The organism is Rhodococcus sp. 05-2255-1e, assembly GCF_002259025.1.
GTDB classification, from domain to species: Bacteria; Actinomycetota; Actinomycetes; order Mycobacteriales; family Mycobacteriaceae; genus Rhodococcoides; species Rhodococcoides fascians.
Map to the genome: position 1 here is coordinate 201163 of NZ_NOZE01000009.1, position 19449 is coordinate 220611.

The 19449-nt window shown below is 63.8% G+C and carries 20 protein-coding genes; 7 read left to right on the plus strand and 13 right to left on the minus strand.

Annotation, left to right across the window (positions count from 1 at the left end; genetic code table 11):
- Positions 1–17: 17 nt before the first annotated feature.
- Genes lpdA through pdhA form a run of 4 tightly spaced genes read right to left on the minus strand, consistent with a single transcriptional unit; the run spans position 18 to position 4745 of the window.
- A complete protein-coding gene (gene lpdA / locus CH262_RS04220; RefSeq protein ID WP_032388019.1) occupies positions 18–1385 on the minus strand; it encodes a dihydrolipoyl dehydrogenase in 1368 nt (455 codons plus the stop codon).
- On the minus strand, positions 1382–2632 hold the full coding sequence (locus CH262_RS04225) for a dihydrolipoamide acetyltransferase family protein (protein ID WP_094717004.1): 1251 nt from the start codon (positions 2630–2632) through the stop codon (positions 1382–1384). Before CH262_RS04225 ends, lpdA begins: the two co-directional genes overlap by 4 nt.
- Positions 2629–3633 carry an alpha-ketoacid dehydrogenase subunit beta gene (locus tag CH262_RS04230; RefSeq protein WP_094717005.1) on the minus strand — a complete coding sequence of 335 codons (1005 nt, stop codon included), beginning with the start codon at positions 3631–3633 and terminating at the stop codon, positions 2629–2631. Before CH262_RS04230 ends, CH262_RS04225 begins: the two co-directional genes overlap by 4 nt.
- Positions 3630–4745, minus strand: a complete 1116-nt coding sequence (gene pdhA, locus CH262_RS04235; protein WP_027494637.1) for a pyruvate dehydrogenase (acetyl-transferring) E1 component subunit alpha — start codon at positions 4743–4745, stop codon at positions 3630–3632. The genes CH262_RS04230 and pdhA overlap by 4 nt, the downstream gene beginning before the upstream one ends.
- A gap of 158 nt (positions 4746–4903) precedes the next feature.
- Here pdhA and CH262_RS04240 point away from each other — a divergent pair, with 158 nt between their 5' ends.
- Positions 4904–5389, plus strand: a complete 486-nt coding sequence (locus CH262_RS04240; RefSeq protein ID WP_032368670.1) for an Lrp/AsnC family transcriptional regulator — start codon at positions 4904–4906, stop codon at positions 5387–5389.
- 28 nt (positions 5390–5417) lie between these two features.
- On the opposite strand, the gene hppD is transcribed toward CH262_RS04240, so the two are convergent.
- Complete coding sequence (gene hppD / locus CH262_RS04245) at positions 5418–6623, minus strand: 4-hydroxyphenylpyruvate dioxygenase (protein WP_032386563.1); 1206 nt, start codon at positions 6621–6623, stop codon at positions 5418–5420.
- Positions 6624–6830: 207 nt separating this feature from the next.
- Between hppD and CH262_RS04250 the strand changes: the two genes are divergently transcribed.
- Positions 6831–7343 (plus strand): Lrp/AsnC family transcriptional regulator, encoded by a 513-nt coding sequence (locus CH262_RS04250; RefSeq protein ID WP_032385924.1) that lies wholly within the window; start codon positions 6831–6833, stop codon positions 7341–7343.
- Positions 7344–7383: 40 nt separating this feature from the next.
- On the opposite strand, the gene CH262_RS04255 is transcribed toward CH262_RS04250, so the two are convergent.
- The 3 genes from CH262_RS04255 to CH262_RS04265 form a co-directional block, all read right to left on the minus strand.
- Positions 7384–8763 (minus strand): SLC13 family permease, encoded by a 1380-nt coding sequence (locus CH262_RS04255; RefSeq protein WP_032385925.1) that lies wholly within the window; start codon positions 8761–8763, stop codon positions 7384–7386.
- Positions 8764–8836: 73 nt separating this feature from the next.
- A complete protein-coding gene (locus tag CH262_RS04260; protein WP_032385926.1) occupies positions 8837–9718 on the minus strand; it encodes a hydroxymethylglutaryl-CoA lyase in 882 nt (293 codons plus the stop codon).
- 1 nt (position 9719) lies between these two features.
- Positions 9720–10943 carry a CaiB/BaiF CoA transferase family protein gene (locus CH262_RS04265; protein ID WP_256988704.1) on the minus strand — a complete coding sequence of 408 codons (1224 nt, stop codon included), beginning with the start codon at positions 10941–10943 and terminating at the stop codon, positions 9720–9722.
- A 176-nt stretch (positions 10944–11119) separates the two neighbouring features.
- Here CH262_RS04265 and CH262_RS04270 point away from each other — a divergent pair, with 176 nt between their 5' ends.
- Both CH262_RS04270 and CH262_RS04275 read left to right on the plus strand, forming a co-directional pair.
- On the plus strand, positions 11120–11659 hold the full coding sequence (locus CH262_RS04270) for a gamma carbonic anhydrase family protein (protein ID WP_179274909.1): 540 nt from the start codon (positions 11120–11122) through the stop codon (positions 11657–11659).
- Between the two features lie 94 nt (positions 11660–11753).
- Positions 11754–12413 carry an IclR family transcriptional regulator gene (locus CH262_RS04275; RefSeq protein ID WP_256988705.1) on the plus strand — a complete coding sequence of 220 codons (660 nt, stop codon included), beginning with the start codon at positions 11754–11756 and terminating at the stop codon, positions 12411–12413.
- Positions 12414–12420: 7 nt separating this feature from the next.
- Here the strand turns inward: CH262_RS04275 and fahA are convergent, their stop codons facing one another.
- The 4 genes from fahA to CH262_RS04295 form a co-directional block, all read right to left on the minus strand.
- Positions 12421–13587 (minus strand): fumarylacetoacetase, encoded by a 1167-nt coding sequence (fahA, locus tag CH262_RS04280; RefSeq protein WP_094717008.1) that lies wholly within the window; start codon positions 13585–13587, stop codon positions 12421–12423.
- Between the two features lie 19 nt (positions 13588–13606).
- Positions 13607–14446, minus strand: coding sequence for a hypothetical protein (locus tag CH262_RS04285; protein WP_306436771.1), 840 nt, complete (start codon positions 14444–14446; stop codon positions 13607–13609).
- On the minus strand, positions 14392–15585 hold the full coding sequence (locus CH262_RS04290; RefSeq protein ID WP_094717012.1) for a homogentisate 1,2-dioxygenase: 1194 nt from the start codon (positions 15583–15585) through the stop codon (positions 14392–14394). The genes CH262_RS04285 and CH262_RS04290 overlap by 55 nt, the downstream gene beginning before the upstream one ends.
- A 71-nt stretch (positions 15586–15656) precedes the next feature.
- A complete protein-coding gene (locus CH262_RS04295; protein WP_032384151.1) occupies positions 15657–16184 on the minus strand; it encodes a MarR family winged helix-turn-helix transcriptional regulator in 528 nt (175 codons plus the stop codon).
- Between the two features lie 94 nt (positions 16185–16278).
- Here CH262_RS04295 and CH262_RS04300 point away from each other — a divergent pair, with 94 nt between their 5' ends.
- Positions 16279–16488: a hypothetical protein gene (locus CH262_RS04300; RefSeq protein ID WP_032368666.1), complete on the plus strand. Its 210-nt coding sequence runs from the start codon at positions 16279–16281 to the stop codon at positions 16486–16488.
- Here the strand turns inward: CH262_RS04300 and CH262_RS04305 are convergent.
- A complete protein-coding gene (locus CH262_RS04305; RefSeq protein ID WP_094717014.1) occupies positions 16460–16858 on the minus strand; it encodes a hypothetical protein in 399 nt (132 codons plus the stop codon). The two genes, CH262_RS04300 and CH262_RS04305, sit on opposite strands and share 29 nt — an antisense overlap.
- Before the next feature lie 83 nt (positions 16859–16941).
- Here CH262_RS04305 and CH262_RS04310 point away from each other — a divergent pair, with 83 nt between their 5' ends.
- Entirely contained in the window at positions 16942–17823 is an 882-nt protein-coding gene (locus CH262_RS04310) for a dioxygenase family protein (RefSeq protein ID WP_094717016.1), read from the plus strand.
- A gap of 203 nt (positions 17824–18026) precedes the next feature.
- Positions 18027–19448, plus strand: a complete 1422-nt coding sequence (locus CH262_RS04315) for a lipase family protein (RefSeq protein WP_256988706.1) — start codon at positions 18027–18029, stop codon at positions 19446–19448.
- Position 19449: the final 1 nt, after the last annotated feature.

The window sequence follows — 19449 nt, forward strand, 5'->3', positions numbered from 1 at the left end:
ACATCGACCACCAATGCTCAGCTATGCGCGTGCAACGGCCTACCCGAGAGCGCCATCATTGCCTCACCGAATGCTTCGTTCTGAGTGGGGTGGGCGTGCACGAAGCTACCGACCTCCGATGGCAGTGCTTCCCATGCCACCGCGAGTTGCGCCTCGCCGATCAGCTCGCCCACGCGGTCACCGACGAGGTGAACCCCGACGACGGGGCCGTCCTCACGTGCGCGAATAACCTTGACTCCGCCCGCGGTGGCGAGGATGCGGCTCTTGCCGTTGCCGCCGAGGTCGTAGACTACCGAGGTCACGGTGCCGTACTTCTGCTCCGCGGCCTTCTCGGTGAGTCCGACCGATGCGACCTCCGGATGCGAATAGGTCACGCGCGGAACGAGATCACCGTCGATGCGTGCCGGTGCGAGGCCGGCGATGTGCTCGGCGACGAACATGCCGTGCTGAAAACCGCGATGAGCCAACTGATACCCCGCCACGATGTCGCCGACGGCATAGACGCCGTCCGCGGTGGTGAGCAGATCGTCGTCGACAGTGACGAAGCCCCGTTCGGTGACAATGCCCTGCTCGGCCAGACCAAGGCCATCGGTACGGGGTCCACGACCGACGGACACGAGCACAAGATCTGCGGCGAGGGTGTCTCCGGAGGACAGTGCCACTGCGACGTCGTCGGAAGATTCGGTCACGGTCTCGACCTTGGTGCCGGTACGAATGTCGATGCCGCGTTTGCGCAATGCCTTGGTCAGCTGCTTCGAGGACCATTCGTCCTCACCCGGAACGATGCGATCGAGGGCCTCGACGACGGTGACCTTGGCACCGAAAGAGGCCCAGATACTGGCGAATTCGATACCGATGACACCGCCGCCGAGCACGACGACAGACTCGGGGATACGGTCGAGCGACAGTGCGCTGTCACTGGTGAGCACACGTGGGCCCAGTTCCATACCGGGGATGGTGCGCGAATACGACCCGGTGGCGAGAACCAGTGAAGCCCCGGTGATGCGTCGCCCATCGACTTCGACGGTGCGAGGACCGACCACCTGACCACGGCCGGAGACGATCTCGATTCCCGGACGTTTCAACAAGCCTTGCAGTCCGGAATACAAGCCTGCGACCACACTGCGCTGATAGCCCAGTGCCGCAGGCATATCCACGCCAGCAAACGATGCGGTGACGCCGACATGCGCCGAACCGCGCACCGCGTCGGCGACCTCGGCGGTGTGCAGCAGCGCCTTGGTGGGGATGCATCCGCGATGCAGGCAGGTGCCGCCGAGCTTGTCCTCCTCGACCAATGCGACCGTCAGGCCGAGTTGCTCGGCGCGCAGGGCGCAGGAGTACCCACCTGATCCGCCACCGAGGATGAGAACGTCGACGTCACTCATCGGACGGATCCCAATGCCACGACGGGGTTCTCGACGAAATCAGCCACGGTGCGCAAGAAACCGCCGGCCACTCCGCCGTCGCACACGCGGTGATCGAACGCCAATGACAGCTGCGCAACCTTGCGGACGGCCAATTGGCCGTCGACCACCCACGGGCGGTCGATGATGCGTCCGATGCCCAGGATTGCGGCTTCGGGATGGTTGATGATCGCGGCCGAGCCGTCGACCCCGAAAACTCCGTAGTTGTTGAGTGTGAACGTTCCGCCGCTCAGTCGAGCTGCGGGGAGAGAGCCGGTTCGCGCGAGCTCGGTCAGCTCGGCCAACCGCTCGGAGAGTTCCTTCAGATCGGCCTTGTCGGCCTGCGGCACAACGGGAACCATCAATCCGCGATCGGTCTGCGCGGCAATGCCGAGTCCGACGTTCTCGTAGCGCAAAATCTCGCCCGCCGCAGTATCGACCGTGCTGTTGAGCTCGGGGAACTTGGACAGCGCGATCATCGTCAGCTTTGCCAGCACCGCTAGCAGCGTCACCTTCACGCCGTCGATGGAGGCGTCGAGGTCACGTCGGGCTTGCAGCAGAGCCGTCGCGTCGACGTCGACCCAGACGGTCGCCTCGGGAATCTCCGCGCGACTGCGTGAGAGCTTGTCTGCGATGGTCTTACGAATACCGGTGATCGGAATTCGCGTGACGCCCTCGGTGCTGGGAGCGCTCGGGGACAGTGCCCGTTCCACGTCCGCGCGGGTGATGACTCCATGACTGCCGACGACATCGATAGACGCCAGATCCAGCCCACCCTGCAGTGCCATGCTGCGGACGATGGGGGAGAGCACCTTCGGTGCATGTGAGTGGAAATTCGTAGCCTGGGTCGCCTTTCCACTCACGTGCGAAGCTCTTTTTCGGCGGCCGGTGGGGCCGTGGCCGGTTCCGTAGCCGATCAGCACATTTCCTGAGCCGGCGCGTTCTTCCTCGCGGTATCGCTCGTGGGCTGCAGGCGTATCGGCGACGGCACCGCCGGTGATGCTGATGAGCGGCGCGCCGACGGCGAGTGAGGTGCCCTCGGCCGCATGCAGTTCGCCGACGACACCCTCGAACGGGCAGGGCACCTCGACGGACGCTTTTGCTGTCTCTACTTCGACGACGACCTGATCGATGGTGACCGTATCGCCGGGCTTGACCTTCCACTCCACGATCTCGGCCTCGGTCAGTCCTTCACCGAGATCGGGGAGCAGGAATACCTGCATGCTCATACCGTGACCGCCTTGCTGAGGTCTGGAGCATCGTTCCACTGCAGTCGGTCCATGGCATCGAGCACGCGGTCGGCGGACGGCAGGTGAAAGTGCTCGAGTTTCGGAGCCGGATAGGGAATGTCGAGCCCGGTCACCCGTAGTACCGGCGCGTGCAGGTGGTGGAAGCAGCGCTCGGAGACGCGCGAGGCGATCTCCGCGGCGACGCCGGAAAACCCCTGCGCTTCCTGAATTACGATGCAGCGTCCGGTCTTCCGTACCGAGGCTGCGACGGTTTCGTCGTCGAACGGATTGATCGACCGCAGATCGATCACCTCGACGCTCCGGCCGTCCTCGGCCGCGAACTCTGCTGCCTGCATGGCGACCGACACGGTGGGGCCGTACGCGAGAAGAGTGACGTCGGTACCGGCACGACGCACGACGGCGGTACCGATCGGCTCGGTCTTGGCCAGCTCGATGTCGTCCTTGGAGAAGTACAGCCGCTTCGGTTCGAGGAAGATCACCGGATCGGGATCGGCGATGGCGTCACGCATCAGCGAGTACGCGTCGGCCACGGTGGACGGCGAGACGACTTTCAGGCCTGGGGTATGCGCGTAGTAGGCCTCGGACGAGTCGCAGTGATGTTCGACGCCGCCGATGCCGCCCGCGAATGGAATGCGGATGACCATCGGCGCGGTGAGTGATCCGCGAGTTCTGTTGCGCAGCTTTGCAACATGGGACACGATCTGCTCGAAAGCCGGGTAGGCAAAGGCGTCGAACTGCATCTCGACGACGGGCTTGTAGCCCGACATCGCCATGCCGATCGCGAATCCGACGATGCCGGACTCCGCGAGCGGGGTGTCGAAGCAACGATCGTCACCGAAGTCTCGGGTCAGTCCGTCGGTGACGCGAAAGACGCCGCCGAGCGTGCCGACATCCTCGCCGAAGACAACGACCTTCTCGTCCTCGGTCAACGCGTCGCGCAGGGCGGCGTTGAGGGCTCCGGCCATGGTCATCGTGGTCATGACAGTTCTCCTGCTGCGATCTCGGCGGCGACCTGATTTCGCTGTTCGATCAGGCCGGGGGTGGGGGAGGAGTAGACGAACCGGAACAGATCCTCGGGGTCGACGTCCTGCTCGACGTTCATGCCCGCGCGAAGTGCCGCGGCATCGGCGTCGGCGGATACCGTCATCTGTTCGCGCAGCTCGTCGGTGAGCAGACCCTGGGCTTCGAGGTAGGAATCGAGGCGCGAGAGCGGATCTCGGGCCAACCACCCTTGCACCTCGTCTGCCTTGCGGTAGCGAGTGGCGTCGTCGGCGTTCGTGTGTGCGTCCATGCGGTAGGTGTGCGCCTCGACGACCACCGGTCCCTTGCCTGCTCGGACGTACTTCACGGCCTCGTCCATCACGGCCATCATCGCGATCGGGTCGTTGCCGTCGACCTGCTCGCTGCCGATGCCGTAGCCGACGCCCTTGTGCGACAACGACGGAGCTGCAGTCTGACGCGCGAGTGGAACGCTGATGGCGAATCCGTTGTTCTGCACCAGGAAAATCACCGGTGCGCGGAACACCGCGGCAAAGTTGAGGGCCTCGTGGAAGTCGCCTTCACTGGTCGCGCCGTCACCGCAGAACGCGAGGGCGATGGTGTCTCGTCCCTGCTTGGCCTCGGCGTAGGCGAAACCGGTCGCGTGCAGCAATTGTGTTGCCAGAGGTGTGCATTGGGGAGCGACCTTGTAGGCGGTGGGGTCGTATCCGCAGTGCCAGTAGCCGGCGAGCATGCCGAGCAACTCCACCTGGTCGACGCCTCGCGCCGCGAGAGCCATCGAGTCACGGTACGTCGGGAACATCCAGTCCTGCTCACCCAGGCACAGGGCTGCGGCGATCTGGCAGGCCTCCTGGCCGCGGGAGGACGGGTAGACCGCAAGCCGACCCTGTTTGGTCAATGCTGTTGCCTGCTGGTCGAATCGGCGGCCGTGGACCATCGAGCGGTACATCTCGAGCAGGCGCTCGTTCGACGGGTGTGCGTAGCGGGCGGCACTGTCCACGCCCGTCCCATCGGGTGCGAGGTACTGCACGGGACGGTCGGCAGGCATGAACTGTTGGTAGGACGTTGCCGGAACCTTCTCGACGGTCGTCATGTTGCACTCTCCTGAAATCGGCTTGTACGGCGATTCTGGCCGGTTCGGTGAGGAAGAAGTCCGATCGTCGTAGAATTGCAGACATATGGCTGCCGATCTCGGCGCAGACAAGAAATGTGTCCGATCGACTCAACGAACCACCAGGTAGGAGCGGACGAATGGACGACGTCTCGAGACGTGTGGAATTGGACGACACGGATCGTCGCATCCTCGCCGAGCTGACTGCCGACGGGCGGGTCTCGATGCGGGTGCTGGCCGATCGTTTGAATCTCTCTCGGGCACATACCTATACACGGGTGGACAGGCTCAAGGATGCGGGTGTCATCGAACGGTTCACCGTGCAGGTGGATCACGGGGCGTCCGGGCTAGGGACCTCAGCGTTCATCGCGTTGTCGATCCGTCAGGATTCGTGGCGCAGTGTGTCCGAGGGGTTGCGGTCGATGGAATTCGTCGACCACTTCAGTTTGCTCGGAGGGGATTTCGACGTGCTGGTACTCATCAGGACTCCCGACAACGAGAGCCTGCGGCAAGTGGTGCTGGAGGGGCTGCAGTCGCTCGACGGCGTCCGGGCGACGCGCACGTGGTTGATCTTCGACGAGGACCGAGGTGGTCTGGGACGAACTGCGCCGCCCACCGAACGCTGACAGTGGGCGGCGTCGTTCGGGGTACGGGTCAGAAGTTGCCGCGAGCGTCCTGCTCACGTTCGATGGCCTCGAACAGTGCCTTGAAGTTGCCAATGCCGAAGCCGAGCGAGCCGTGGCGTTCGATCATCTCGAAGAACACCGTCGGGCGATCGACCAGCGGCTTGGTGAAGATCTGCAGTAGGTACCCGTCCTCGTCTCGGTCGACGAGAATTCCGCGCTTCTGCAACTCTTCGATCGGCACTCGGACGTTACCGATACGGGCTCGCAGTGCGGGATCCTCGTAGTACGAATCAGGAGTGGCGAGAAATTCGACGCCCGCCGCGCGGAGCGCATCGACCGAAGACAGGATGTCGTTGGTCGCCAGCGCCAGATGCTGTGCGCCCGGGCCGCGGTAGAAATCCAGGTACTCGTCGATCTGTGAGCGCTTCTTCGCGATGGCCGGCTCGTTCAGCGGGAACTTCACTCGGTGGTTGCCGTTGGAGACGACCTTGCTCATCAAGGCCGAGTAATCGGTGGCGATGTCGGCCCCGACGAACTCGGCCATGTTCGTGAAGCCCATGACGCGGTGGTAGAAGTCGACCCACTCGTCCATCTTGCCGAGCTCGACATTGCCGACCACGTGATCGAGAGCCTGGAAGATGCGCTTGGGAGCGCCTTCCGGTCGCTGCAACGTCGACGTGCGTGGCACATAACCGGGGAGGTAGGTGCCGGTATAGCGGGAGCGGTCGACCAACGTGTGTCGGGTGTCGCCGTAGGTCGCGATGGCCGCGGTGCGGACCGTGCCGTGCTCGTCGGACATGTCGGTCGGCTCTTGTAGTACGCGCGCGCCCTGGGCTCGCGCATGCTCGATGCATCGGTCGACATCGGGTACGGCCAGCGCGATGTCGATGACGCCGTCGCCGTGGCGCGTGTGGTGTGCGACCAGTTCGCTGTCGGGGTCGACGGCTCCCTTGATGACGAAACGCACTGCGCCGGACTTGAGCACGTACGCGTGGTGGTCGCGTTGGCCGGTGGTCGGGCCCGAGTACGCAACGAGCTCCATGCCGAAGGCGGACTGGAAGAAGTGCGCGGTCTGCGTCGCGTTGCCGACCACCCACACGATGGCGTCCCAGCCACTGACCGGGAAGGGGTCGCGCTTGTCGTCGTACTCGACCAGACCGACGAGCTGCCGCAGCTGATCGGCGTCGAGATCGGCGAGCTTCTCGTCGTCGTTGAGGATGTTGTCGAGGCTCATGAAGTCTCCCTGGTTCAGGTGATGGATCGGGTGCGGCGACAAGAGTTTCGGCCGCCTTCGGTTCCAGCTGCGCGAACTGTCCTGATGACTCAAACATCGCATGTTGGGGGTGTCAATCGACCCAAGTTCTACTAGCTGTGCTGTACAGAAGGGTTAGGACTTATCCCGGTTTGCTATACAATTCGTATAGCAAACCGGAGGTGCGCGATGGAATCCACATTGGACGAGTTGGACCGGGCAATGCTCGCTGCGCTGCATGACAATTCGAGGATCGGCGTGCTCGAGCTCTCTCGAACGCTCGGTGTTGCGCGTGCGACCGTGTCGGCCCGTCTGCAGCGATTGGAGGACAGCGGCGTCATCACCGGTTATCAGCCGAGAATCGGTTTGGCCGCAGCAGGTTACGGGGTGCAGGCGTTTGTCACCTTGGAGATTGCCCAGGGCGCGCTCGGTGACGTCGTCGCCGTCCTGGAGCAAATACCCGGGGTGTTGGAGGCATTCGCGACGACCGGAGCCGGAGATGTGTTGTGCCGAGTCGCCGCCGCGTCCCATGACGACCTACAGCGAACCCTGATCGTACTCAACCAATCTCGTACAATTGCGCGGTCCACCAGTGTGGTCGTGCTCTCGGAGTTGGTCGAGTTTCGAGCGATGCCGTTGCTGAACACCGCCGAGCCCGACAGAACGCCGAAGGCCCCTGCCTATCGACGAACGCACGACTGAGCGCGTACGAGGCGAGGCAGGGGCCGTCGAGGCTTTCGGATCAGGTCATCGAGGGCGCGACCACCGTCAGCAGCCATACGGTCGGCGGAGCGAGGAGAACGACCAATCCGCAGTAGCCGAGCATCTTTCTTTGGAATCGGGCCTTGTCGTCCACTCGGGCTTCGGCCAGAACCATGACCCCGTTGGTGGAGAACGGGCTCACATCCACCACGGTAGCCGAGAAGGCAATGGCGGCAACGAATCCGATGGCTCCGAGCTCGCCGGCCGCGAGCAGTGGCGCGGCAAGTGGCAGTGCGATACCGATGGTGCCGATCGATGAACCGAAAGCCGAGATGATCGCCACGGCGTAGCACAGGATGAGCGCTGTCAACAGGGGTGAACCGAGGGCCGAGGCGGCGTCGCCGAGGAATCCCAGCGTGCCGTTCTGGGTCATGACCGCCATGTACGTCTGAACACCGCAGACCAGAACCACGGCCGGCCAGGCAATGTTGTCGACCACCTTGGGGTGGGTCTTGGGTGCCAACAGCAGCAACACGACCGACACGCAGATCGCGCTGACGCCGATGTCGACTCCCAGCGTCACGGACAACAGAACAAGCGCTGCAATGCCGAGCAAGGTCAACACGCGAACTCGAGTGAGCGGGACGCTCTCGTTGGGAACAGTTGTGACCGAGGAAGATTCGACGTGATCTACCTCGACCTTCACCGAAGTGCCGCCACCACTGCCCTCGGGCAGTCCGGTATGACCCGGGCGTGGGCCCGACGGGACGGGCAATCCGCCTTCGTTGTCGCGCAAATCCTGGACATCGAACGCACGCGTGCGGTCTCGGATGAGGTCGCGGCCGAGAACGAGGAAGAGCACGAGCGCGATGAGGGTATTGAGTACGAACGGGATGAGGAACAGGGCCAGTGGATGTGAGCCGACGCCGGTGGAGTCCATCAAGCCGTTGACGAATGCTCCGTAGAGGTTGATCGGCGAGAAGCAGCAGGCCAGAGCTCCATGGCTGACGACCATGCCCATCAGGAATGGATTGATGTTGTTGCGCTTGGCCAATGGCATCGCGATCGGTGCCAGCATGCCCACGGCCAGAACGGATCCGAGGGCCATCAGCAGGCCGGACAGCAGGAACATCATCCACAGGATGGCCCAGCGCCGTCCGCCCACCAGTCGGAGGGATCGATCGATGACGACATCGATGGTTCCGTTGGCCTTGGCGATGGCGAACAGCAAGGTGATGCCGCCGACGATGATGAAGGTGCTACCGGGGAAGGCGTCGATGACATCTTCGACAGGTATGCCGGATATTGCGCCACCGACGATGAAGGCACCGGCGAAGGCGAGCAGACCCATGTTGATGGGAGTGATCGTCGCGACCGTGAAGATGGCGATGAGGGCGATGATCGAGATTGCGTAGACCATGGCTGGCCTTTCGGACGGAGGATGTGGTTGTGCCGCAGGGGAAGCGGCGATGCGCGGGCCGAAGCCCGCCTGATCACAGTGCGGAAGCGGGGGTGGGGAGAGGAAGGGCGCGATCGACCACTGCACGAGCGAGATCGGCCGCGACGGCCAGAGCTGCAGTGTCGATACCGGTGTCGATTCCGGCGCGATGGAACGTGTCCACGAGCTGCTCGGTGGCCAGGTTTCCGTGCGCGCCCGGGGCGAAGGGACAGCCGCCGTACCCGCCGAGAGCGCTGTCGAAGTATTCGATCTCGAGGTCGAGTACTGCAAGTACTGCTGTGTCGAGGGCTTGATCGTGAGCGTTGTGCAAATGCAGGCTGATTGTCAACTCGGGCAACGCTGTTCGGACTGCCTCGACACCGGTCAGAACCTGCTCGGCGGTGGCGATGCCGAGGGTATCCGCAAGACCGAGGCTCGATACGCCGATGTCTGCCATGCGTGTGCAGACCTCGACGAGCCGATCGGGCGTAATGACACCGTCGAACGGGCACACGAATGCGGTGCTCACTCCGCCGATGAACGTGCGGTCCCGGTGCAACGCGACCGCGGAACTCAGGTCACGCAACGCGTCGTCGGGGGAGCGACCCGCATTGGCGCGGCTGTGACCCTCGCTGGCGGACGTGACGATCTGGATCACGTCGATGTCCGTCTCGGCAGCCCGGTGGACGCCACGACTGTTCAAAGTCAACGCACTGTAACGGGTTCCGTCTCGGCGAGGTGCGCGTGAGATGACGTCCTCGGCATCGGCCATCTGCGGCACTCGGGTGGCAGAGACGAACGACGCGATCTCGAGGGACGTGATGCCCGACGCGAGGGTGGCGTCGAGTACCGCCAGCTTGTCTGCGGTGGTGACGATGCACTTCTCGTCCTGCAATCCGTCTCGGAGATAGACGTCGGTGATGTGTACGCGAGGCATCTCAGATCACCTTCCTGGCGCGGAGATCGTCCAGCTGCTCCTCGGTGAGCCCGAGCGTCCGGCCGAGGACATCGTCGGTGTGCTCGCCCAGGTCCGGCCCGGCCCACCTCACGGCCGTGGCGGTATCGCCGAAGCGTGGAACCACCCCGGGGAAACGTACTTCCTCGGTACTACCCTGTTCCACAGAGACTTTCAGAGGTTGCACCATGCCGCGTGAGACGAAGTGTTCGTCCTCCGCGATCTGGGCTGCATCGAGCACTTCTCCGACGGGTATACCGGCGGCACCGAGTTCGTCGACGACAACAGCTGTCGGCCTCCCCGATGTCCAGTCGGAGATGGCTCCGTCGAGCTCGGCCTCGCGCGCAAATCGCTTGTCGCCATCGGCGAGTTCCGGGTCGGCGGCCAGGTCTGCTCGCCCTACCGCGGTCATGAGCCGTCCGAACACGCTGCTCGAGTTGCCGGCAATCATGACGCTTCCGTCCAGAGAAGGATAGATGCCGCTGGGGACGACCCCGGGGAGATTGCCGGCTGTGCGCTGGCGAACCGTGCCGTATGCGTCGTAGTCCGGTACCAGCGATTCCATCGCCATGAACACAGCCTCGTACAGGGCGACGTCGGCAACCTTGGGCCGGGAATGACTTCCGCTTCGTTCGCGAGCCAGGAGCATCACTAGAGCGCCGACGGCACCGTGTAGTCCGGCCAGTACGTCGCCGATGGGTGCTGCCGGCCGGACCGGCTCGCGATCCGCGTGTCCGGTGACGTGGCGTAGTCCGCCGAATGCTTCTGCTACACCGCCGAACCCGGCTCGGTCGCGATGCGGGCCGGTTTGGCCGTAACCCGAGATGCGGACCATGACCACGTCGGGATTGGCTTCCTGTAGTCGGTCGGGTCCGAGGCCCCAACGCTCGAGGGTGCCCGGCCGGAAGTTCTCGACGACGACATCTGCGGTCTCGACCAACTTCAGCGCGAGATCGCGGCCTTCGTCGGTACGCAGATCGAGAGTCACCGAATGTTTGTTGCGAGCAATGGTCCGAAACATCATGGAGGTGTCTCCGCGGCTCCGACGCCAGCCGCGAAGTTCGTCGCCGACGCCGGGACGTTCGATCTTGATGACGTCGGCACCAAAGTCGGCGAAAAGGCGGCTCGCGAAGGGTGCGGCGATGAAATTGCCCAGTTCGATCACACGGATTCCGTGCAAAGGGCCGTTCTCGGAGGTGATGGACACCGGTGGTCTCTCCCTGCAGTTGGGTAGTAAGCCTGGGTGAATACCGCTTGATTATCATTATTTGATAATGGCGTTATCTTCTGCTAGGAATGAACATAGTGTGCTGGATCACTTATGACAACCACTGTGATGCGTACATTCGCAATCAGTGCTCCGCTGGAAGGAAACAAAAACTCATGACCGGCAAAAACCCAGGGTCGATGCTGCTCGCGCTCGAGTGCGGATCTCCTACCCTCGACGCGTCCGCGTGGGTCGCCCCCACTGCGACACTCGTCGGGCGCGTGAATCTGAGCCCGGACTGCAGTGTCTGGTACCAGGCCGTGCTGCGAGCCGACTCGGAGGACATCACGATCGGCAACGGGTCCAATATTCAGGACGGCGTTGTCGCACATGTGGATCCGGGCTTCCCGCTCACGATTGGACACAACGTGAGTGTGGGGCACAATGCCGTCTTGCACGGTTGCACCGTCGGCGACGGAACCTTGGTCGGCATGGGTGCCGTCATCATGAACGGAGCAGTGGTGGGAGAGGACTGCCTCGTTGCAGCGGGTGCGCTGGTGACAGAAGGTGCGCAAATTCCACCGAGATCGTTGGTCGCCGGTGTTCCCGCCAAGGTTCGCCGGGAATTGACCAACGATGAGGTGGCGCACTGTACGGCCAACGCGCTCACCTACCGCGAGCTGGCCGGCGTCCACCGTGGCGCTCGGCCCTGCTGACAGCGTCGTGCACCGGCCCGACACCTATGCTGCGTAGGCAGTGTCGGCCATGTTGCCGGTGCGGTGCACGAATCGAAAACGGAGGTCGACAGCAGTGACGGACGGTAGCGCCGACACCACTACCGGGGTTCTCGCGCGAGCCGCCGCAATTTTGAATGCGGTGGAGGCATGTCCCCGAACGACCGGTGACCTCGCCAAGCTGTTGGGCCTCTCGGCATCGACCGTCTATCGACTGGTGGGCGAGATGGTGCGGTACTCGATGCTCCGACGGGACAACGACGGTCTTCTTCACCCCGGTGATCGCTTCGGTACCTCCACTCTCGGCGGACTGGCGGTGCCGATTCTTCGACGCCTGCGGCAGGAGACCGGGGAATCCGCCCAGTTGTGGGTACTACGGGGATCGCACCGGTTGTGCCTGGTCTCCGAGGATTCTCAGCACGAACTCCGCGCATCGTTGCCCGTAGGGGCGCTACTTCCTCTGGGAGCAGGGTCGGCCGGTCACGTGTTGGCCGGCGATCTCGAGGCCGATGCCGAGAGTCGCGCACTCGGGTGGTGGGAATCGGTGTCCGAGCGGACCCCAGGGCTGACCTCGGTGAGTGCACCGGTCCGCCGGGACGAGCGCATCGTTGCCGCCGTATGTGTTGCGGGTCCGATAGAGAGAGTGGCGACGTCGGCGGGTCAGCTGTGGGGGCAGGCCGTGCGCGAAGCAGCACAGGAGATCGAGGAGTCCCTTCTCGTGCGGTCGGACTGGTAGCAGTCGCTCAGGCCGGAACGATCCGGCCACGGACGTCGCCGAACCCGATGCGCGCACCGTTCGGCCCCGGAGCGCTGGCGGCGATGACGACCTCGTCGCCGTCTTCGAGGAAGGTCCGGGTCTCCGCGCCGAGTGACACCGGTTCCTTTCCACCCCAGGTGAGTTCGATGAAGGCACCGCGTTGATTCTTCTCGGGTCCCGAGATGGTGCCCGACGCGAACAGATCACCGGTTCGGCTTGTTGCACCGTTGCTGGTCTCGTGCGCCAGCATCTGGGCCGGCGACCAATACATCGAACTGTATGGCGGACGGGATACGACGTGGCCGTTCCACGTGACGGAGAGATCGATATCGAGTGCCCAGGAACGGGATTCGCGGAGGTGTTCGAGTGGCGCGGGGTCCTGAGTCGGCGTCGACATCCGAGCCTGTTCCAACGCGAGCAAGGGGACCACCCAGGGCGAGATGGACGTCGCGAAACTTTTGCCGAGGTTCGGGCCCAGCGGCACGTACTCCCAGGCTTGGATGTCGCGAGCAGACCAGTCGTTGACGATGACGGCACCGAACACGTGCTCGGAGAACTGATCCGGCGAAATGGGACCGTCGGACGGAACGCCGACGACGAAGCCCATCTCTGCCTCGATGTCCAGTCGACGAGATGGGCCGAACGTGGGTGACGCCTCGTCGGGTGCCTTGCGTTGACCGTTCGGACGCTTGACATCGGTACCGGACACGACAACCGTCCCTGCCCGGCCGTGATACGCCACGGGCAGGTGCTTCCAATTCGGTAGCAGCGGTTCGGCATCGGGCCGGAAGAGTCGGCCGAGATTGGACGCGTGGTGCTCGGACGCGTAGAAGTCCACGTAGTCCGCAACTTCGAACGGCAGATGCATCGTGACGTCGGAAACCGAGACGATCGCTTCCGCGGGGGTCGTGTCACTGTCGATCATGGCGGTGACGGACTCGCGGACCTCGACCCACCGACTGCGGCCGCGCGCCATGAAAGCATTGAGGCTGGGCGAGGCGAGATCCGAATCGTTCAGAGCGACAAACAGATCGATTACATTGTCGCCGTAGCGGACTCCGACCCGAGCGTCCGAACCAGGAGTACTGAAAATGCCGTAAGGAAGGTTGTCGATTCCGAACTCGGAGTCGGCGGGGACGTCGATGTGCGTCATGAACGGCGCGCTCCTTGGTTCACTGAGGTGGGACGAGTCCGAGGCGGACGAGGTCGTCCAGCGGTTCGCGGATGCTGCAGGTGCCGAACGAGGCGAAGGCGCGTTGACCCTCGATCCCGGCGACGAGACCGGCGAGGACGTCGGCGTCCCGGATCGCCAGGATCTTCTCGAGCTCGCCGACGCGTGCGCCGCTGTGTGCGGCCTGCGCCGCGAGGATCACGTTGAGGAAACCGTGTTGCTCGAAACCGTTGTGGGGATCGGTGTTACGGGCGGCATGGTGCAGACCCGCGGTGGCTTTGAAGTGGACCTCGCGCTGTGCCGCCTCGTAGATGGACGCGGCAAGCTCTCGCTCGTCCGGGTACTCGTCGGCCGTGACGCCGCCGGTCCTGAATTTGGCGCGATACCCGAACTCGTCGACAGCGTCGAAGATGTCGTCTCGTCGGGAGTCTCGGGGAATTTCGACATAGATGTCGATGTCCTGAGTGATGTTGCGCAAGGCGTCGATGCTCGTGCCCTCGGGTACGGCCACTTCGACGGCAACGACCGTCACTCCGGCGGTGCGGTCGGCGGCGCGTAGGCCTGCCTCTACGCTGCCCGGGCCTGCAGGTGCGATCAACGCGACCTCCATCCGGGCACCCAGGACGAGCTCGTTCACCCGGTCCATCGGAACGACCAACGGTCCGACGAGGTCTGCGAAAGAACTCGCCCGGTACTCGAGATGTTGTGCTGCAGCAACATCGAGTGGTGCATTGCCGGGAGGGAAGGCAGCGGCGTCGTCGCACAGGCGATGGAAGAACTTCGGGATCATCGGTTCGGCCCCCGGCCTGCCCACGTCCACGCGTACCCGGTGTCCTCGCACGCGAGCGCTCCTTCGCCGAGTTCGAGGGGGCGGAAGGTATCGACCATGACGGCCAGTTCGTCGAAGAACTCGGCGCCGATACTGCGTTCGTAGGCACCGGGTTGCGGCCCGTGAGCATGCCCGCCCGGATGCACCGAGATCGATCCCTGGCCGATTCCGGAACCCTTGCGGGCCTCGTAGTCGCCGCCGACGTAGAACATGATCTCGTCGGAGTCGACGTTGGAGTGGTAGTACGGCACCGGGATTGCGAGCGGGTGGTAGTCGACCTTGCGCGGAACGAAATTACAGATCACGAAGTTGGCCCCCTCGAATGCCTGATGAGCAGGCGGCGGTTGATGCACACGGCCGGTGATCGGTTCGTAGTCGGAGATGTTGAACGTGTACGGATACAGGCAGCCGTCCCAACCGACCACGTCGAATGGGTGTTGCGGGTAGACGTAGCGGGTGCCGACGATGCCCGTCGAACCACGGTGTTTGACAAGTACTTCGATGTCTTCGCCGTCGGCGAGTAGAGGCTCGGTGGGGCCGTGCAGATCGCGTTCGCAGTAGGGAGCGTTCTCGAGCAACTGGCCGTACTTCGACAGGAACCGTTTCGGTGGTGCGATGTGGCTGTTGGCCTCGATGGCGTAGGCGCGCAGGGTGCCGTCGGGAATCCAACGGTGCGTTGTCGCGCGCGGAATGAGCACGTAGTCGCCCTGCTGTGCCTGAAGAGCGCCGAACACCGTTTCGACGGTGGCAGAACCGGATTCGACGTAGACCATCTCGTCACCGATCGAATTGCGATACAGCGGTGAAGTTTTCGATGCGACGACGTAGGACAGTCTGACGTCGGCGTTGCCCAGAACGAGGCGTCGTCCGGTGACCACGTCGGTGTCCCCAACGACGGACTCGGGAAACAGCTCGTGCAACTTCAGGTGCCGGGGTTTGAGTGGGTGATTCGGCGTCGTCGATTGATCGGGCAGGTCCCACACCGTGGCATCGACGATGGCCGACGGTATGTGGCGGTGGTACAGCAGAGACGAGTCCGAGGAGAAGCCCTCTTCGCCCATCAGCTCCTCGTAGTAGAGGTTGCCGTCTGGAGTTCGGTGCTGGGTGTGCCGCTTCGGCGGAACCGATCCGAGCTGCCGGTAGTAGGCCACGTGCTCTCTCCTGAGTTCTGTCACCGCTTGTAGTAAAGACATTAACTACTTTGACGTGATCTACGCAACCTTCAGTTGCGCCCCCGGACGTCGAACTGGCTGCGGTTGGTGATCAGTTTGGTCAACAGCATCACCAGGATTCGCTGTTCGGGTTCGGTGAGCGCGCTGGCCCATGCGTTCTCCCGTTCGTTCTGTTCGGCGAACGCCTCGACCATCTCGTCGTGCCCCAGTGCGGTCAGGGCGAGGCGCACCGAACGCCCGTCCTTCTCGTCGGGCGTACTGGCGAGCAGGCCGCCGGAGATGAGTGTCTTGGACAGGTTCGACACGGCGGCGCGGCTCATGCCGGTCAATTCGGCTGCTCGTCGTGGCTCGATCGGGCCGGCGAGCCACGTGACGAACATCAGCCGAAACGATGACCACGACCAGCCTCGCGGGCGATGAACCGTCGACTCGAGGTCGTACGTGACAATGTTCGACGCTCGGTTCAATGTCAGCAGAACCTCGGTGGCCAGCTGATGCTCGAACCCGTACTCCCGGGCCAGCGTGGTGTTGGCGGTGTCGATGAACGACCAGAAATCGGGCTCGGGTGCGTCGGTCACGGATTCACTGTAGCCACGAACTCATCTGATCAACACCTGTATCACTTCAGTACGCGCAATTCATGTCTCATCCCGGAGGGGTCATGATGGACCCATGAGCTCGAAGAACCTGTTCGGCGGTCCCCGCACCCTGCTCATCGTGGCAGCAGTGGTCATCGTGATCGCACTCGTCGCTGCCGCCGCGACGCTGATCGTTCGCGCCGTGCTCGGACCGCCCGAGGGCGAGAACAAGTTCGAGATCCAGGGTTACTCGGTTGTTCAGGTCGACCCCCAGGTCAGCGACCTCGCGCTCGCCACACGCTAGCCGATTCTGCACCGACCTGCGGGTCGTGTGTCTGCTGAAAGTTCCGCCCGCCACGCGCGAATGTGCGGAGTGTGGCGGCGGGTACGTCGCGTTCGGGAACGGGCTCGCCGATCCACTCGCAGTTCCGGACGAAGATCAGGTTCGACGCCACCGCGTCGGCGCTGTGATCTTCCCGCAGTGGGCCGGAAATTCGGCCGAGGAAGTACTCGCCGTGCTCGGTTCGCGTCCAAACGAAAGATCCGTCCGCGACCTGCTCGAAACGCGCGACCCGTCGTAGCGAGCGTTCGTCGTTCGCCGACATGCCGCAGAGTCCGTAGGTGAGGGCACGCTCGACGCCATTCGGCATCGGGGCGCGATAGACATCCGGCATACAGCCGAGAGTATCGATGCTGGCTGGAATGCCCAATGGATGCTAAGTTGAAGTTTCAACTTAGGTACTTCGAAGGACCCGCCATGACTTCTGTGATGAACCCGCCCGTCGCGGGTGCCGCATTCGATGCGTTTCTCGCCGACGCAGCACCCGCGAGCCGGTCGCAGCAGATGTGGACCCCACACGACGGGCCGATGCCCGCGCTGTACATCAGTCACGGTGCACCCCCGGTGTTCGACGACGCGCTCTGGATGAACGAGCTCTTCACCTGGTCGCAGTCGATGCCCAAGCCGAAGGCGATCCTGATCGTCAGCGCGCACTGGGAAGAGGCCCCGTTGAGCCTGTCCGCGACGGCTGCGGCGACACCACTCGTCTACGACTTCGGTGGATTTGCGCAGCGTTACTACTCGATGGAATACCGAACTCCCGACGCTCAGGCGCTGGCTGCACGGGTGGCCGCGGCCATTCCGGCGTCGGAGAACCTGCATCGGCACACCGCGCGCGGACTCGATCACGGTGCCTGGGTGCCGCTGAAAGTCATGTATCCCTATGCCGATGTCCCGGTTCTGCAATTGAGCCTGCCGACGCACGCGCCCGATCGGCTGATGTCGATAGGCGCTGCGCTGAAGGAACTTCGGGCCGAGGGTGTGTTGGTCATCGGTTCCGGGTTCATGACCCACGGACTGCCGTTCCTGTCCCGGGAGAATTTCGCAACCAACACCGTGCCGACGTGGTCCGAGGACTTCGACCTCTGGGCAGCCGACGCATTGTCGCGCGGTGACGTCGGGACTCTCGCGGACTTCCGCAACGCCGCGCCGGGAATGCCCTATGCCCACCCCACCGTCGAACATTTCACTCCGCTGTTCGTCACCCTCGGTGCTGCCGAAAATCCCGAGGCGCCGGTTACCACGGCGATCACCGGCTTCCAGTTCGGCTTGGCGAAGCGGTCGTTCTCGGTCGTGTAGGCGGTTGGACGCAGCCGGTCGCAGTTGGAACAGATTCACTTCTGAATTCTTTTCGAGCCGGGGATTGTTATCCACGCCACTTCGCTCTACAGTTCTGAGCACCATCTCGGACATCGGTGTCCAAGATCGTCGGATGCGCTGTACGAAATGTCGCCGGGCGCGCGTCCTGTGGACCCCGTTGTCCGGCGCGAAGGAGTACAGCTGTGTCTTCTGCCCGATCTTGGACGCTGCGGGTAGCGATCGGTGTGGCGACCGTAGCCGCCGCCGTTGCCGCTACGACCAGCCCCGCTTCCGCTGAACCCGAATCCAGCGGTCCGGCCGGTGTGGAGGTTCAGCCGCCTCTGCCGCCGCTCACGTGGCCGAAGATTCCCGAGTTCGACACCGACTTCTACCTTCCTCCCGCCGACGTGGTGGCAGCGGCCGCGCCGGGCCAGATCATCGCCGCACGGCCCGTCGAGCTGGCTACTCTCAACATCATTCCCACACAGGTCGACGCGTGGCAGTTGTCGTTCCGGTCCAACAACGGGCGCGACGAGCCGATCGCCGCCGTGACCACGGTCATCAAGCCGCGTGGAGTGCCTGCGGCACCGCGTCCGTTGATCTCCATCCAGGTGGCCGAGGATTCTCTCGCGGCCTACTGCGCTCCGTCGTACGCGATGCGAGCGGGTGCCATCCCCTGGCCGGTGACCGGCGCGGTGACGTCGGGCGCTCAATTCCTCGAAGTGCAGGCAGCGTTGGCGCAAGGATGGGCGGTGTCGGTACCCGATCATCAGGGCCCGAACAATTCGTTCGCCGCCGGGCCGGTCGCCGGCCGGATCACACTCGACGGCATCCGAGCTGCCGAGAATTTCGCGCCGATGCAGTTGGCCGGGGAGGCCACCAAGGTGGGGATGAGCGGCTACTCCGGTGGCGCGATCGCCACCGGGCACGCAGCAGAACTGGCCGAAAACTACGCCCCTGAGCTCGATATCGTCGGAGTCACCGAGGGCGGCACCCCGGCCGAACTCGGGGCATTGGTCGACAACGCGAACAACACCCTGGGATCGGGCATCGTGGCCGCCGGCATCATCGGTGCCAGCCGCGAGAGTCCCGAGCTGGCCGCCTTCATCGACGAACACGTCGACCCGTTCGGTAGGACGTTGTTCGCGGCCAAGGACAACCTCTGTGTCGGCTACTCGTCGGCGCTGCTGCCGTTCGTCAACCTGAAAGGCTTGCTGCACACCGACGGCGACCCGATCCAGCAACCGGTGGTGAAGAAGGCGCTGTCTGCGATGGAGCTCGGCCGCACCACTCCGAACATGCCGCTCTACGTCTACCATTCCAACCCGGACTGGCTGGTGCCGATCGGGCCGGTCAACGCGATGGTCGAGTCGTACTGCAGCCGTCCGGGTGCCGACGTCACCTACACCCGCGATCATTTCAGTGAGCACATCAGCTTGGAGCTGATCGCGTTTCCGAGTGCGGTGTTGTGGATGCGCGACCGATTTGCCGGTGTTCCGGTGGAACCGGGTTGCCGGACGAACGATGTCGGCTCGATGGCGCTCGACACGCGTGCACACCCGACGTTCGTCGCGGCCGTCGGCGAGATAATCGCCGGATTGTTCGGGAAGCCGATCGGGTCGTGAT

Bases quoted from the DNA above. Each gene is read 5' to 3' on its own strand.
- CH262_RS04230 (WP_094717005.1), bottom strand. From the start codon at position 3,633: ATGACCACGATGACCATGGCCGGAGCCCTCAACGCCGCCCTGCGCGAC.
- CH262_RS04255 (WP_032385925.1), bottom strand. From the start codon at position 8,763: ATGGTCTACGCAATCTCGATCATCGCCCTCATCGCCATCTTCACGGTC.
- CH262_RS04250 (WP_032385924.1), top strand. From the start codon at position 6,831: ATGGAATCCACATTGGACGAGTTGGACCGGGCAATGCTCGCTGCGCTG.
- CH262_RS04260 (WP_032385926.1), bottom strand. From the start codon at position 9,718: ATGCCTCGCGTACACATCACCGACGTCTATCTCCGAGACGGATTGCAG.
- CH262_RS04225 (WP_094717004.1), bottom strand. From the start codon at position 2,632: ATGAGCATGCAGGTATTCCTGCTCCCCGATCTCGGTGAAGGACTGACC.
- lpdA (WP_032388019.1), bottom strand. From the start codon at position 1,385: ATGAGTGACGTCGACGTTCTCATCCTCGGTGGCGGATCAGGTGGGTAC.
- pdhA (WP_027494637.1), bottom strand. From the start codon at position 4,745: ATGACGACCGTCGAGAAGGTTCCGGCAACGTCCTACCAACAGTTCATG.
- fahA (WP_094717008.1), bottom strand. From the start codon at position 13,587: ATGACGCACATCGACGTCCCCGCCGACTCCGAGTTCGGAATCGACAAC.
- CH262_RS04310 (WP_094717016.1), top strand. From the start codon at position 16,942: ATGACTTCTGTGATGAACCCGCCCGTCGCGGGTGCCGCATTCGATGCG.
- CH262_RS04240 (WP_032368670.1), top strand. From the start codon at position 4,904: ATGGACGACGTCTCGAGACGTGTGGAATTGGACGACACGGATCGTCGC.
- CH262_RS04305 (WP_094717014.1), bottom strand. From the start codon at position 16,858: ATGCCGGATGTCTATCGCGCCCCGATGCCGAATGGCGTCGAGCGTGCC.
- CH262_RS04300 (WP_032368666.1), top strand. From the start codon at position 16,279: ATGAGCTCGAAGAACCTGTTCGGCGGTCCCCGCACCCTGCTCATCGTG.
- hppD (WP_032386563.1), bottom strand. From the start codon at position 6,623: ATGAGCCTCGACAACATCCTCAACGACGACGAGAAGCTCGCCGATCTC.
- CH262_RS04270 (WP_179274909.1), top strand. From the start codon at position 11,120: ATGACCGGCAAAAACCCAGGGTCGATGCTGCTCGCGCTCGAGTGCGGA.